Annotated in this window: 16 protein-coding genes; 12 read left to right on the forward strand and 4 right to left on the reverse strand. The window is 45.7% G+C overall.

Translation table 11 applies throughout. The annotated features are described in order from the left end of the window. Positions 1-47: 47 nt before the first annotated feature. Positions 48-527, reverse strand: coding sequence for a 3'-5' exonuclease family protein (locus AMJAP_RS10170; RefSeq protein ID WP_019620683.1), 480 nt, complete (start codon positions 525-527; stop codon positions 48-50). Positions 528-565: 38 nt separating this feature from the next. Then, on the reverse strand, positions 566-1,489 hold the full coding sequence (locus tag AMJAP_RS10175; protein WP_019620682.1) for a class I SAM-dependent methyltransferase: 924 nt from the start codon (positions 1,487-1,489) through the stop codon (positions 566-568). Positions 1,490-1,651: 162 nt separating this feature from the next. On the opposite strand from AMJAP_RS10175, the gene htpX reads away from it, so the two are divergent. The 3 genes from htpX to AMJAP_RS10190 all read left to right on the forward strand — a co-directional run bounded on the left by htpX (position 1,652) and on the right by AMJAP_RS10190 (position 3,341). Continuing rightward, positions 1,652-2,536 carry a protease HtpX gene (htpX, locus tag AMJAP_RS10180; protein WP_019620681.1) on the forward strand — a complete coding sequence of 295 codons (885 nt, stop codon included), beginning with the start codon at positions 1,652-1,654 and terminating at the stop codon, positions 2,534-2,536. A gap of 261 nt (positions 2,537-2,797) precedes the next feature. Then, entirely contained in the window at positions 2,798-2,986 is a 189-nt protein-coding gene (locus AMJAP_RS10185; RefSeq protein WP_019620680.1) for a hypothetical protein, read from the forward strand. Positions 2,987-3,146: 160 nt separating this feature from the next. Then, complete coding sequence (locus tag AMJAP_RS10190) at positions 3,147-3,341, forward strand: PA3496 family putative envelope integrity protein (RefSeq protein ID WP_019620679.1); 195 nt, start codon at positions 3,147-3,149, stop codon at positions 3,339-3,341. Between the two features lie 30 nt (positions 3,342-3,371). Here AMJAP_RS10190 and AMJAP_RS10195 read toward each other — a convergent pair whose 3' ends face one another. Further along, the gene (locus AMJAP_RS10195; protein ID WP_019620678.1) at positions 3,372-5,618 is read right to left on the reverse strand and encodes a YgiQ family radical SAM protein; all 2,247 of its coding nucleotides are present in this window, start codon (positions 5,616-5,618) and stop codon (positions 3,372-3,374) included. 158 nt (positions 5,619-5,776) lie between these two features. Between AMJAP_RS10195 and AMJAP_RS10200 the strand changes: the two genes are divergently transcribed. The 4 genes from AMJAP_RS10200 (at position 5,777) to AMJAP_RS10215 (ending at position 9,018) form a co-directional block, all read left to right on the forward strand. Next, a complete protein-coding gene (locus tag AMJAP_RS10200) occupies positions 5,777-5,944 on the forward strand; it encodes an oxidoreductase-like domain-containing protein (protein ID WP_156815108.1) in 168 nt (55 codons plus the stop codon). A 16-nt stretch (positions 5,945-5,960) separates the two neighbouring features. Further along, positions 5,961-6,449 carry a thioesterase family protein gene (locus tag AMJAP_RS10205; protein WP_019620676.1) on the forward strand — a complete coding sequence of 163 codons (489 nt, stop codon included), beginning with the start codon at positions 5,961-5,963 and terminating at the stop codon, positions 6,447-6,449. 81 nt (positions 6,450-6,530) lie between these two features. Further along, the gene (locus tag AMJAP_RS10210) at positions 6,531-7,502 is read left to right on the forward strand and encodes a hypothetical protein (protein WP_019620675.1); all 972 of its coding nucleotides are present in this window, start codon (positions 6,531-6,533) and stop codon (positions 7,500-7,502) included. Between the two features lie 661 nt (positions 7,503-8,163). Beyond that, a complete protein-coding gene (locus tag AMJAP_RS10215; protein ID WP_019620673.1) occupies positions 8,164-9,018 on the forward strand; it encodes a ferritin-like domain-containing protein in 855 nt (284 codons plus the stop codon). A gap of 183 nt (positions 9,019-9,201) precedes the next feature. On the opposite strand, the gene AMJAP_RS10220 is transcribed toward AMJAP_RS10215, so the two are convergent. Beyond that, complete coding sequence (locus AMJAP_RS10220) at positions 9,202-9,744, reverse strand: YaeQ family protein (protein WP_019620672.1); 543 nt, start codon at positions 9,742-9,744, stop codon at positions 9,202-9,204. Positions 9,745-9,791: 47 nt separating this feature from the next. On the opposite strand from AMJAP_RS10220, the gene AMJAP_RS10225 reads away from it, so the two are divergent. The 5 genes from AMJAP_RS10225 (at position 9,792) to AMJAP_RS10245 (ending at position 13,022) form a co-directional block, all read left to right on the forward strand. Further along, complete coding sequence (locus tag AMJAP_RS10225; protein ID WP_236588718.1) at positions 9,792-10,103, forward strand: YkgJ family cysteine cluster protein; 312 nt, start codon at positions 9,792-9,794, stop codon at positions 10,101-10,103. A 72-nt stretch (positions 10,104-10,175) separates the two neighbouring features. Next, positions 10,176-11,240 carry a nucleoid-associated protein gene (locus tag AMJAP_RS10230; protein WP_019620671.1) on the forward strand — a complete coding sequence of 355 codons (1,065 nt, stop codon included), beginning with the start codon at positions 10,176-10,178 and terminating at the stop codon, positions 11,238-11,240. A gap of 253 nt (positions 11,241-11,493) precedes the next feature. After that, entirely contained in the window at positions 11,494-11,802 is a 309-nt protein-coding gene (locus tag AMJAP_RS10235) for a hypothetical protein (RefSeq protein ID WP_019620670.1), read from the forward strand. A 193-nt stretch (positions 11,803-11,995) separates the two neighbouring features. Beyond that, on the forward strand, positions 11,996-12,301 hold the full coding sequence (locus tag AMJAP_RS10240; RefSeq protein ID WP_019620669.1) for a hypothetical protein: 306 nt from the start codon (positions 11,996-11,998) through the stop codon (positions 12,299-12,301). A 286-nt stretch (positions 12,302-12,587) separates the two neighbouring features. After that, the gene (locus AMJAP_RS10245; RefSeq protein ID WP_019620668.1) at positions 12,588-13,022 is read left to right on the forward strand and encodes a bacteriohemerythrin; all 435 of its coding nucleotides are present in this window, start codon (positions 12,588-12,590) and stop codon (positions 13,020-13,022) included. Positions 13,023-13,680 lie beyond the last annotated feature (658 nt).

Raw genomic sequence — 13,680 nt, forward strand, 5'->3', positions numbered from 1 at the left:
TAAAGCGGTATCACTAAAAAGGCAGCCTTAGCTGCCTTTTCTCTTCATTAATCCGCTGAATATTTCACACTGTGTATAGCTTGCAAGATATGGTTTACATCAGCCATCGCGCGATGCCTGCGTAACTGAGCCTTACAAACAAAGCGATACTGGATCAACTCCTCAGGACTCAGCACTTCAGATAACCCGATCAACCTGAACATCATCGCTCTATCGGCTGCCTCAAACAAACGCCTTAACCAGAAGCTATCAAATTCCCAGGCATCACTTATAACATCCTGCCCCTGAAGCTTTGCATTTAAACGATCACAAGCGTCGGTAACAGAAATACCACTCTGATGCAGTTCAGCACGACAGATACCGTGCATCTCTTCGGCAAAATCATCCCAAAAATCCCATCCTGGAACTGAGCCGGGATCTATAAAAAAATTATCGCACTCGTGCTCAGTGCTTTTCCACGCAACTTCGATCGGATAGGAGCCAGGCCCTAAGCCACTAGCTTCCAGATCCAGGCAGATTAATTTCATAGCAGTCCTATAAACATCAATATTTTGCGTGCAGGCGTTTAGCCTGTCTTTTTGAATAACAAAACCTTAAGGGCTTGCTCATCGTCCTGATCCGGAAAATCTTCTGGGTTATTGATTCGTTCAATAAACACGAATTCAGGACAATTTTCTTCTACGAGCCCAATCAAAAACTGGCTATCCAACTGAGGCGAATTAAGACACAAAAGCACCTCAGCCTGATCTTTCGTCAGTTCAGGAAGGCGTTTTAATACTTTTCGATAATCGTTAGTAGCGACAAAACTGCCCTTTTGAAAGCTAGGGGGATCTATCACAACCAGATCATAGGGCCCTTCTCGTCTGAGCTTTCCCCAGGAACGGAACAAGTCGTGGGAGAGAAACTTTACCTTTTCCATAGGATGCTGATTAAGCCGGTGATTTTCTCTACCAGCACTCAGCGCACTACGGCTCATATCAAGGTTAACAACACGCTCGGCACCACCAGCAATTGCCGCGACGGAAAAACCACAGGTATAAGAAAACAGGTTAAGAATATTCCGGCCCTTGCTGTTCTCATTAACCCAGCGGCGACCCTCGCGCATATCCAGAAACAGTCCACTATTTTGATTTTTTAGCGGACGAACATTATAACTCAGCCCCAGCTCCTTGACCTGTAGCAACTGCTCAGGATCAATCTCGCTATTGTTCCAGAGCACTTCAATTAAGCCCTCTCGACGGTAACGGTGCTGAACAACAAGCACATCAGGCTTTACCCTCTCATCCAGCTGCTGAAAGTACTGATTCAGCTGTTCTAGCAGCTCAGGTGGATGCTCAGTAAACAATCGAATAACCGCCACCGGCGGTAATAAATCGATAACCAACTGTTCGTAACCGGGAAAGCAGCGACCACGGCCGTGAAACAAGCGCCGAACCTCACCAGAAGTGCTTGCCAGCTGCGCTGAAATTGAGTCAAAAATTACCTGCATGAAAGATCCGTTTGCATCATCACATCGTAAAAAGTCGCGATTATAGAGATCTGCTTATCTGCGAGCCAGTTTTTTATCCTTTAGATAGTTAATGCAGTTGAAACTTAATCTCATCGCCTATATCTATATGAACAATGTAACTAAAAATGAGCTACCACTACTATGATGCGAATCGGTCTCTTCTTTCTAACTAATTTGGCAGTTATCTTACTGCTAAGTATAGGCTTAAGCTTTTTTGGGGTTGGCTCCTCGCTACAAGCTAACGGTATAGATCTCGACCTTGGAAACCTGCTAATTATTTGCACGGTCTTCGGCTTTGCAGGTTCAATAATCTCTCTTTTGCTTTCCAAATTTATGGCAAAGAGTGGTACAGGAACTGAAATCATCACTCAGGCGAGAAACGCAGACGAACAATGGCTCCTGGATACCGTTAAAGAGCTCGCTGACAAAGCACAGATCGGTATGCCTGAAGTGGGTATTTTCCCCGCTCAACAGGCTAACGCTTTTGCCACCGGCTGGAATAAAAACAGTGCGTTGGTTGCTGTCAGTCTCGGACTTTTACAACGTTTTCGTAAAGAAGAGATCAAAGCGGTCCTCGCCCACGAGATCGGTCACGTTGCCAACGGTGATATGGTGACACTGGCGCTGATTCAAGGGGTAGTGAATACCTTTGTTATGTTTTTCGCCCGCATTATTGGCCACTTCGTCGACCGGGTTATTCTCAAAAACGAGCAGGGACACGGGATTGGGTATCTGATTACCACTATCGTGGCACAAATTGTACTAGGCGTTCTCGCTTCAACGATTGTCTGCTGGTTCAGTCGCCGCAGAGAATTTAAAGCGGATGAGGCAGGCGCGTCACTGGCCTCCCCTCACGCCATGATTGGCGCTTTGCAACGACTGAAAGCGGAATACAACGTCCCTGATCAGATGCCCGAGACTCTGACCGCCTTCGGCATCAGCAGTCATATGAAAGACGGCCTGATGGCTCTCATGGCCTCTCACCCACCATTAGATGATCGTATCGCAGCGCTTCAGAGTCGCTAGTCGCATACTCTTTATTAAAACGCCCTGAGGGGCGTTTTTTTTGCATGCCTACAACTAGCATTAATCTCATTTTTTTCCATTAATTAATCTCGAAATTTATTCAACAAATTCTTCCTTTTAATATCAAAAATATCATTTTACCCAGAAAAATAATGTCCCATAATCAGGATAGACGTGAACCTGCAAGGCAGGCAGGTTTGATCATGTGATTCATCAGTACTGGCTGGTTACATTAAGCCATTTGCATGAGAGAGCGAAGCCATGACAGAGAAAGCAGAAAGTACAACAGCCGACCCCCTCGATATCAATGAAATCATGGAAGACACAGATATTGAGATGGATGCTATTGAAAAGCAGTATTGCTGCGATACAGAGAAACGTAAACGTATTGAACAACTGAGAGAAGAACGTGCACTGGAACGCGAGCTTCGTGAATTCTATGATGATTAAGCATTCGAGAGAAAACAGATAAGGGCGGCTCTATACTGCCCTTTTTCATATCGGATAAAAAAATAAGTGCATCTGTTACCAAAGCTTCATCAATCCGTCACCCAACTTTAATCTGCAAAGGGTCTACTCAAAAACAAAATACAACCTTTGGTAGATATTTATGAGCAGCAAAATTCGTCTGGATGACCTGATAATTAATGATCTGAGTGATATCGATAGCGACCATTTTCTGGGCCCCGAATCTAAACGTAAAAAACGGAACAACCGGAAAAAACCTAACCGTCAGATGATTGAAGATTACATAGAAGAACGTTCACTCAAACGCCGCATAACCGAATCTTACGACATGCTTTGAGCCTGACGTGCCACGTTCCCATACCAGCGCTCAGCGCTGTTGCTTTTTAACGCTGCTTTGTCCCGTATTCTTGCGCTTTTTACCCTGGCGCGAAGCAGCGGTTTTTTTCCCTCTGACTCCATTTTTTGCCATAGGAGCAGGCTTATTTCGCAGCTTAGTCTTCAGGCCAGCATCCCGTCGCTTAGGCTCTTCCTCAGGCGCAACCAGCTGCCCTGGCCGGGAACCAATCAGGTCTTCGCGTCCCATCTCTTTTAACTTCACCCGTAAGGCGGGCCAGTTTTCCGGGTCATGGTAGCGCAGCAGTGTTTTATGGGCTTTGCGCTGGTCCTTATCCCGGGGAATATAAAGCGTCTCACTCTTGTAGGTTACCTGCTTCAGCGGGTTTTTCTCAGAATGGTACATCGCCGTCGCCAGAGACATCGGCGATGGATAGAAGTTCTGCACCTGATCTACTTTGACATCATTGTCCTTCAGCCAGAGTGAAAGATTAAGCATATCTTCATCTTCGCAACCCGGATGTGCGGCAATAAAATAAGGAATCAGGTACTGCTTCTTACCTGCCTCACGGGAAAAGCGATCAAACATTTTCTTGAAGTCGTAATAGGTATCCATACCCGGCTTCATCATTTTATTCAGGGTGTTCTGTTCACTGTGCTCCGGGGCGATCTTGAGATAGCCACCAACGTGATAAGTTACTAATTCACGCACATAATCAGGGTCTTTTACCGCGAGGTCATAGCGCAAGCCTGAAGCGATAGCGATGTTATGAATCCCCTCCATCTTTCTCGCTTTACGATACAACTGAGTCGTTGGGCTGTGATCGGTATTCAGGTTCTTACAGATGACCGGATAGACACAGGAAAGCTTACGGCAGTTCGACTGGATTTCATCATCGTTACAATTAAGAAAATACATATTTGAAGTCGGCCCGCCAAGGTCCGAAATAGACCCGGTAAAACCAGGCACCTTGTCTTTAATATCCTCAATTTCGCTCAAAATCGACTCATGGGATCGACTCTGAATAATCCGTCCTTCATGCTCGGTAATAGAACAGAAAGTACAGCCACCAAAACAGCCTCGCATAATATTGATCGAAAAGCGGATCATGTCATAGGCAGGAATCTTATTCTTACCATAGCGGGGATGCGGAATCCGCTGATAAGGCAAACCAAAGACACCGTCCATCTCAGCAGTTTCCAGCGGTATCGGCGGCGGATTGACCCAGATCTCCCGGTTCCCGTGCTTCTGAATCAGTGCCCGGGCGTTATGCGGATTTGATTCCTGATGTAATACCCGGGATGCGTGGGCATACAGCGATGAATCTTTAGCGACCTTGTCAAAGGATGGCAGACGTACATAAGTCGTGGCTGCATCGAGTTTTTCTTTGCGCTTTAACGGCATTGGAATGATACGTATCGGCGCTACGTGATCATCTTCAGACTGTGTATTAACCGAATTATCAGCACCACAACGTTTGGTTGTTGGGTCCAGTAGTTTATCCGCACCACTCTGATCGTTGCCAAAATCGTAAGGATTGGGAAGCTTATCGATATTTCCCGGCCAATCTATCCGGGTTGAGTCCAGCTCAACAAAGCCTGCTGGAGGGGCCTGGCGAATATGTACCGTTCCACGCAGATCCCAGAGCTCATCCAGGGTTTTACCGGCTGCAAGTCCGTGACTCAATTCAACAATCGCCCGCTCCGCATTGCCATAAAGCAAAATATCAGCCGTCGCATCCATCAACACTGAACGACGAACCTTATTACTCCAGTAATCATACTGTGCGATACGCCGCAAACTGGCTTCAATACCTCCCAGTACCACTGGTACATCGGTATAAGCCTCCTTACAACGCTGGCTATAAACGATGACCGCCCGATCGGGACGTTCCCCTCCCTTACCCCCAGCAGTATAAGCATCATCATGACGCATCCGAAGATCAGCCGTATAACGGTTAATCATGGAGTCCATATTACCCGCCGTAATACCAAAATAGAGATTGGGCTTTCCTAACGCCATGAAAGGATCTGCACTACGCCAGTCTGGCTGAGCGATAATCCCGACTCTGAAACCCTGTGCTTCAAGTAAACGCCCCATCACAGCCATACCAAAACTGGGGTGGTCGACATAAGCATCACCGGTAACAATGACAATATCGCAGCTATCCCACCCTAGTTGCTCCATCTCCTTGCGACTGGTTGGCAGAAAAGGAGCGATACCAAAGCATTCAGCCCAGTAGCGAGGATAGGAAAATAGATCAGGCGCAGTTTTTTTCATGGAAGTTCAGCGAGACGACATAATTCGAGGATGTTTATTGTCTCAGAAAGCGCTACCAACAGGTAGTAAAAATACGGCCTACACTGATGTTTACTGGGCGCGAGGGCAAAAACACAGTAAAATACTCGGATTTAGGCCATTACAAAGTATGCAGAGCGATGATGAACCGAGAAAAACCAACCCCGCCCGCCAACTCTGAATGTTGCGAAAGCGAATGCTCCCCCTGTGTATGGGATACTTACTTCGAAGAACTGAAAACCTGGAATGCAGAGCAAGCAGCATTAAAAGAATCTGAAACCCAAAAAAACAAGACTGAATCAACTTAACGAAGAGGCTGAACTGATGTCCAATAAGGCGCCGGTTATCTATCGCACTCAGATCAAACAAGAGTGGCTGGATTATAATAACCATATGAACGTTGCTTACTATGTCCTGATATTTGACCTGGCAGGCGTTGAGCTGGTCAGTCAACTAGGGCTGAGTGAAAAAGTCACTGAGGCTACGGGCATTTCCTGGATGGTATTGGAAAATCACATCACCTATAACAGTGAAGTCGTACTAGACCAGCCAGTTGAGATCCGCTGCCAGCTCATAGACCATGATACTAAGCGCCTGCACCTCTACTTTGAGATGTATGCCCAGGCGGAAGATGGAACAGAGTACCTTGCTTCAACTCTGGAACAGATGGCGATGTGTGTTGATCTCAATAGCCGCAGCAGTTGCGCGTTTCCAGAGGCGATAGCCCTGACAATTAACAATATGGCAGAGCAACAGTCCAACCTCTCGATGCCGACTAATATTGGACGAAGAATAAGTATTCGCCGCCGCTAAAGGAGGCAATACCCTCCTCCCTCTTACCTATACGGCAAAATAGGTCTAAGCTACTGCTTTTAAATGCCTTTAGGAAACATTGTGGACAGAGAGACTCTGGAAAGAGCGGCCCGGCGGGGCATCATATCTCAACAACAGCTGAAAGAATTAATCGTTTTCAGTACTGCTGAAGGTTCCGATGAACCCGTTGGCGAAGAACAGCTACGCTTCGTGCGAAATTTTGGTGATATTTTTATCACCTTAGGCGTACTGTTTGTCACCTTCTCTGTCGCGGCAATGGATCTGACACAGCTACAATGGCTACTGCCGGCAGCTCTTTTTCTGGGCGCTGCCGAATGGCTTGTACGTATTCGCAGACTGGCGCTCCCAGGTATCGCCATCCTGATATCAACACTCTACTTTCTCAGTAAAGCACTGGGTATTTCTGAGTTTGAAACGGCAAGCTTGCAGTTTATCACCCTCAGTGGTTGTTCATTATTGTTTTACCTGCGTTACCGGATGCCTTTCAGCCTGTTACCCGTCGCAGCAGGGCTTGTCGCCGCAACGGTCAGCACTGTAGGTATTGATATGTTTAAACATCAGATACTGTTTACTGCGCTTGGACTCATCGTTTTCATCACCGCAATGGGCTTTGATGCCCGCGATCGCAAACGCCAGCTGCGGGCCAGCGATTGCGGATTCTGGCTCCACTTGCTGGCATCACCATTAATTGTCCATGGCATGATGACCACTCTGCTGTTTAGTGAAACAGGCTTGCTCGAAGCCGGCACCAACCGCGAGATCGGACTACTAATATTCTTTATATTTTTTCTGCTCACCGCACTCTTTGTCGACCGCCGGGCGATGCTGGTCTCCAGCCTGTCATACGCAATCTATGCAATCTTTCAGGTTGTCAGCAGCAACCTTCTCGATAGCAGTAACCTGCCACTAATCATTTTTATCGGTTTTGGCGTATTCATCGTTCTGTTCGGCACTTATTGGTACAAACTACGACGATTAATCTTTGGGGCTCTTCGCAGCAGCTGGCCTGCCAGGTTTGTGCCCGAGCTATAGCTGTACACAGGCTGAATCACGTAAAGTTTAAGCTGAAAAATGATCCACTTGAAAGTGACTCACCAGGCTTCTGGATAGACTAAAATTTAACTCAGAGATGAGGTTGAATTATGTATTATCTAAGAAGCCTGTTATTAATTTTATGCTGCCTTCCACTAAGCCTTCAGGCAGATAGCGATATCCGCGTCCATGCCGGCATCACTATCGACACGGGCAATGTACGTCTATATCTCAGCGATCGACAACTTAGTAGCCATCTATACTTCGGACGTAATGATTTCTATAACGACAGATTAAATCACAGGTCAGATCGCTATAGATCACAGCATTACTATCGCAACAGCGGTCATCGTAGCTATAACAATCGTGGATACAAAAAACATAGTTATAACGATCATAAGCAATATAGAAAGCATTACTCTTCCAGACACTACAAAAGCCCTGGGCATAATCGACGTTTCAATAACCACCGCCACAATCGACAAATAATTATTCGTGACTCCCGACATTATGATTATCGTAAATTTCGTCACCAGCGTTCTTACAATCATTGGTAATGACGTTATTACGCACAATGTTCACTCTTTCCGTATGAACAGCGGCGATTCAAATCATAAAAAAGCCACCTAACTCTCCAATGTAGGCTTTCCAGAAGGTACAATTGCTGAAATTTTTTCGTCAAATCGGTATTCCTTTGCAAAACCTATACGAACAAACCAAGCAAGCTTTCCTCACCGCGGACCCTGATCTGAAGATCGAGCAAACCCGGCAGGTTGTCAGCCGGTGGAATGCGGGTGAACTTGAATGGCTTGAGGGGGCCCGCCCGGAGCTTTTAAACCAGCCTGGTCGACTCGACACACCTGAAATAGTGGCCCCTGCTGAGGTAAACAAGCGAAAATTTGGAAAGGAAAAAGGACGCGCGGCACTCATTCATGCGCTGGCGCATATCGAACTGACAGCCGTCAACCTGGCGTTAGATTCTGTTTACCGCTACCGTGATATGCCCAAAGAGTTTTACGCTGACTGGATGCAATGCGCTGGAGAAGAAGCCAATCATTTTATAGCCCTGCGTGGCCGTTTACGAGAGATGGGTTATGACTACGGCAGTTTTTCAGCTCACGGGGAGCTTTGGAGCATGGCCGTTGATACCGGCGATGATATGCTTGAAAGAATGGGTATCGTTCATCGGGTATTTGAAGCCAGAGCGTTGGATGTGATACCCAAAGCGGTTCAGCGCTTCGATCAATTAGGCGACAAAAAAATGGTCGACGTTCTCACTATGATTGCTAATGAAGAGGTCGGCCATGTGAGCTCCGGTACTCGCTGGTATCACTATCAATGCAACAAACGCCAACTCGATCCGAATCAGACCTTTATAAATCTGCTTTGGAAATATATGAAAGGGCCTCTGAAAGGGCCGTTTAACTATGAAGAAAGACTCAAAGCGGGGTTCACACAACCTGAGCTGGCCATGATGGAAGCAATGGATAAAAACAAACCACCTGTAACCCTATAATTACCCACTTTGAGAAATGATTCAGCCCGTGTTCAGACCGAATCATTGCACCAAAATTTTTACCGTATAGACTGAAGGTTATCCGGGCCCTTCTCAAATCGACGCTAGGTTCTTTCCAGCAGAGCCTGATTTATGCTGCAGGGCCCGGATCTCTTCATCTTAAGCATCGCTGTCCAGGTTTTATTATTTTTCAAAGTGAAGCTGTACCGCTTTCAAGCTCAGATGATTATTACTGTCGCTCAAATACAGCTCGCCATCGCTAATCGTCAAAGAAAGCTGCATCGAACGACTAACGAACATTTCTAGCGGCTCTACTTCACGGTCCTCAAACCGCCACACCGTCACCTTTGGCAAACCTGAAATAGCCTGCCCCTGCTTTTCCCACCAGGTATCAACCTCTCGGCCGTACGCGTAAAGGGAGATCTTGGGCGCTCGGCTTACCGCTTTACGTAACCTGTCTGGCGATGCCTGCCCCAGCTCTATCCAATGCTCGATCTGACCATCAGGCCCCACCTGCCAGAGTTCAGGTTCATCTGTACTCGATAGCCCCCGGGTAAAGCTCAAATCCTGATGGTAATTAATACCAAAAACCATCAAGCGTACCATCATCCGCTGCAACGTCTCAGAGGGGTGCTGCGCCAGAGTCATATGACAAGTTTCATAGCAATGTCTATCCGTGTCACTCAGTTGCAATTCTACTTTATAAATTGTTGGCTTCAGTGCCATGCAAGTACGCCTTTTTGTCGATGAGCTTATATTGTGAGCTTATATTGATGAGCAAGCAGCGCTATTATAGCGATTTAGACATGGGAACATATTGTTATATGAAATGCCGTTCAGGTTGCGCCGCCTGCTGTATTGCACCGCACATCAGCACCCCTATTCCCAATATGCCTGATGGCAAGCCTGCGGGGATCCCCTGCAAAAATTTAGATGAACACCTGAATTGCAGAATATGGAACACTTTAGACTACCCTCCCCTTTGTCGTGCATTTCTGCCCAATGAAGAACATTGCGGTGAGGAGCGCCACCAAGCACTTAAAATCCTGACCCAATTAGAACTGGAAACAGCGCCAGGTAGTTGATCGCCCCCCTGAATAAGCTACACTTGCCCGTCATCATTATGAACAACCGAATATACAACCGGAACACACCCTATGGATCTTAAATTTCTAGCTATCCGAGAACTGATAAAAGAAGCCGACGACAGCGTTGCAACCATCAGCGAAAAAGGTGGCCCGTTAGATGTTTCTGATCCGATGGCTCAACAACTGTTTAATGCGCTGGTTACCGCTTATGGGCGACGATCGACTCTCACCCACGGTTCGTTCAACCAGGAAAATAGTGAAGGTTACCCATTCATTTCGGGATTCGAAAACTTCATTAAAGGCCCTGTTGACGAAGGTAAGTTTCTGCATCTCTGTGACCAGGCGCTGGCCCAATTGGCTGCCTCGCTTCAGCAACCCTCAGCCCGTTCAGCGACCGGCGGCTATGCGATCTTTATCTACTATTCATCTGATGTATTTGATTATCTGTTAATTGCTTTAGTGCGAGACAAAACCGGACTCGCTTTTGATGAAGAACTGAACCCCACGAAGGTCATCGAAGTCGATTTGGAAAAGCTACACCAAGCGGCCAAAATAAATATCACCACCTATAAAGAAGATAGTGATAGTTATCTAAGCTTTATCGGCACCCGTCAGCAAGGCAATATTACCCACTACTTTTCCAATGCCCTTGGCTGTACCGATGTTGTACCCTCGAAAAAATCTACATCCGACCTTATCCGTGCCAGCGAAGATTTCTGTCGTCGTTATCAACTGCAGGAAAAACAGGATGAGATCGTTGAAGATGTCGTTAGCTACCTGTCACGCCAGCGAGAAGACCGACAGTCCGCGTACCTGCCAGACGTTGAAAAAATCTTTGATGATCATTTGCCCCCAGAGCACGTTGAAAAAGCCACGGGCGCTTTTGGTAAGTTTGCCAACTCCGAAGATTACCAGGTAAGCCAGGAATTCCAGCCTCATACCAGCACGATAAACGCCTACACGCAGGTTAAAACCAAAATGGATAACTGGCAATTAGACTTTGCCCGCCGCTCTCTGGGCCACCTTCATACCGACAGTGAAATAGAATTTGATGCGCAAACAAATTCATTGCGAATTAATCGTCTCTCCACGAAAGTAATTGCACAATTGAAAGAAGCACTGGATATCAGCTAAGAAGCTCGAAACGCACTCTGGACGTAAGAAAAAGTCTATGAGTGCCGCTTTCCCTTCGCCAGCTCTGCGCAACCTACACAAGGCAACAATTTTTCCCTTACTTTCACATTGTCACCTAAGTGTCACACCAGACTGATAACATGCAGTCGATAAATTATTTTTTTGTGCGCTGCACAAAAAAACTTGACCGAAGCACTTTTTACTCTAAAATAGACTTTATTGTGCGCTGCACCATTAATCTTAGGAGATAACCATGATCAACGCTAACATCGATTTCAAGAAGCCTTTCGAGTCTGTTCAAACTCTGATGGGCCTGCAAACTGCTGCCATCACTAAGACTGTTGAACTGCAGAAGCAGGCTGGTGAGCAACTGGCTTCTTTCTTCAAAGCTGAAGCTGGAAAAGCTCAAGAACTTAAATCTCCAGAAGATTTCGTTAAATTCAACGTTGAATCTAATAAAGCTCTTTTCGAATTGCTGAAGACTCAAGGTGAAGCATTCACTTCTCTGGCTAAAGAGTCTAGCGAAGAAGCGATGGCTGAAATCCAGAAAATGGCTAGCTAAGCGAACCCTTTTCAAAAAGCCTGGTAGCTAACACTACCGGGTTTTTTTTCGGCTGAATTTCAGCAGTTAGGCCTCTGAGAGGCTATTTTTTAATTATTTTGTGCAGTGCACAAAAAAAGTATTTGACTTACCCGCAGAGATGCATACAATAGGCTTCATTGTGCACTGCACCATAACTTACTGGAGAAACACCATGACTAACACAATCGATTTTCAAAAGTCTTTCGACTCTGTAAAAACTCTGATGGAAATGCAAGCTGCTGTCATCACTAAATCTGTTGAACTGCAGAAGCAATCTGGCGAAGAGCTGGCTGCATTCTTCAAGACTGAAGCTGAAAAAGCTAAAGAATTGAAAACTCCTGAAGACGTAGTTAAGTTCAACGTTGAAGCTAACACTTCTTTGTTCGAACTGTTGAAAGCACAAGGCGAAGCCTTCACTTCTCTGGCTAAAGAGTCTGGTGAAGAAGCTCTGGCTGAAGTTTCCAAGTTAGCTAAGTAATTTTCACTTAGTTCCCTTTAAGCCCCGCACTAGCGGGGCTTTTTTTTGCCTTCTAAATGTGCATTTCTGAATCATATACGGTCATACCTCCAGGCAGACCTTTTCACTGGGTTATCATTCCACACCCCTCCTCCTGATGAAGAACTTTTCAACCTTCAGCCTAAGCCTTGATTTTAGACAAGGTATCACAAAGCAATTTAAGTACTCTTGTTAAAGGTTATTTATAAGGTCCTCTATTACGCTCTTTGATAAAGGCGCTCAAGAAACCATTTTTCAGGATACAGATATGGAACGGTTAACAGCGACACAGATCCCAACGGTAGAACTTGATTTCATGAACCACGATCATGCCGAAGCCAGCCAACAGATAAATAGTTTAGACCAGTTGATCAAAGACGGACTAGCTGGCGACTTATCATCGCAAGAAAAAATTGAGCCACTGTTGATAGCGATGTATGAGCACAGTGAAACTCATTTTGCCCGTGAAGAGGCTGAGATGATGCGGGTGAATTTCCCAGCGTATGGCTGCCATAGTGGTGAGCACAAACGAGTTCTTGAAGAACTCAGCTCGGTACTACAACAATGGCAAGAAAGCGGTGACCTGAATCAATTGGCAGCTTATGTAGATAAAACACTGTGCGACTGGCTGATCAATCATATTTCAACAATGGATACCGTAACAGCGATGTTCGTCGGGCGTTACGACCAATCAGCAGCCTGACCCCTACCAGATACAACCGATCTATCAGACAGGTCTATAACACTATAAATTGATATACTTAATTAGTAAAAATCAATATAAATCATAGTGTTATAGAAAAGTTAAAAATAATTCAAAAAAAATGAATTTTTCCTGAACTTTATCTGAACAATCGTCTCTATATATATACATCAACGTACTACGCAAGACAGAGAACTGCCCGGTGGCCCCCCTTTCCACCGGGCAGTTTTTTTTATTGTAGCCCCATATACCTCACTAAGAAGCTAACCGCCTCTTATAAGCAACCGCTTCGATTAATGTAATTAAATTATTTTTTTACTGAACTTTTTTTGAACAGTTGTCTCTAAACCAATACATCAACGTACTATGTAGGGTCTTTTTAAGGCTTTATGTAAACTACAACTGCCCGGTGGAACCCCTTCCTACCGGGCAGTTTTTTATTCTGAACAAAGAAAAGAGCCTACGCCTGCCCCGGGCTTTAGCCCAATATCTGACTTCTGCTACTGGCAGTTTCAACCTCTATAAAGAAATAGCTGGCTTATTCTCTCCATCTCTAAATCGCATATAGCGGGAACATCCCCCTATTTGATATGCTTGATCCTTACCAGTGCTACTATGTAGCTCACTTCCTGCAACCTCTTTATAAAAGCGACCCGCG

The organism is Amphritea japonica ATCC BAA-1530, assembly GCF_016592435.1.
GTDB lineage: Bacteria > Pseudomonadota > Gammaproteobacteria > Pseudomonadales > Balneatricaceae > Amphritea > Amphritea japonica.

What these genes read in the sequence shown, in the direction of transcription:
- AMJAP_RS10170 (WP_019620683.1), bottom strand. Translation starts at nt 527, where the DNA reads ATGAAATTAATCTGCCTGGATCTGGAAGCTAGTGGCTTAGGGCCTGGC.
- AMJAP_RS10175 (WP_019620682.1), bottom strand. Translation starts at nt 1,489, where the DNA reads ATGCAGGTAATTTTTGACTCAATTTCAGCGCAGCTGGCAAGCACTTCT.
- htpX (WP_019620681.1), top strand. Translation starts at nt 1,652, where the DNA reads ATGATGCGAATCGGTCTCTTCTTTCTAACTAATTTGGCAGTTATCTTA.
- AMJAP_RS10185 (WP_019620680.1), top strand. Translation starts at nt 2,798, where the DNA reads ATGACAGAGAAAGCAGAAAGTACAACAGCCGACCCCCTCGATATCAAT.
- AMJAP_RS10190 (WP_019620679.1), top strand. Translation starts at nt 3,147, where the DNA reads ATGAGCAGCAAAATTCGTCTGGATGACCTGATAATTAATGATCTGAGT.
- AMJAP_RS10195 (WP_019620678.1), bottom strand. Translation starts at nt 5,618, where the DNA reads ATGAAAAAAACTGCGCCTGATCTATTTTCCTATCCTCGCTACTGGGCT.
- AMJAP_RS10200 (WP_156815108.1), top strand. Translation starts at nt 5,777, where the DNA reads ATGATGAACCGAGAAAAACCAACCCCGCCCGCCAACTCTGAATGTTGC.
- AMJAP_RS10205 (WP_019620676.1), top strand. Translation starts at nt 5,961, where the DNA reads ATGTCCAATAAGGCGCCGGTTATCTATCGCACTCAGATCAAACAAGAG.
- AMJAP_RS10220 (WP_019620672.1), bottom strand. Translation starts at nt 9,744, where the DNA reads ATGGCACTGAAGCCAACAATTTATAAAGTAGAATTGCAACTGAGTGAC.
- AMJAP_RS10225 (WP_236588718.1), top strand. Translation starts at nt 9,792, where the DNA reads ATGAGCAAGCAGCGCTATTATAGCGATTTAGACATGGGAACATATTGT.
- AMJAP_RS10230 (WP_019620671.1), top strand. Translation starts at nt 10,176, where the DNA reads ATGGATCTTAAATTTCTAGCTATCCGAGAACTGATAAAAGAAGCCGAC.
- AMJAP_RS10235 (WP_019620670.1), top strand. Translation starts at nt 11,494, where the DNA reads ATGATCAACGCTAACATCGATTTCAAGAAGCCTTTCGAGTCTGTTCAA.
- AMJAP_RS10240 (WP_019620669.1), top strand. Translation starts at nt 11,996, where the DNA reads ATGACTAACACAATCGATTTTCAAAAGTCTTTCGACTCTGTAAAAACT.
- AMJAP_RS10245 (WP_019620668.1), top strand. Translation starts at nt 12,588, where the DNA reads ATGGAACGGTTAACAGCGACACAGATCCCAACGGTAGAACTTGATTTC.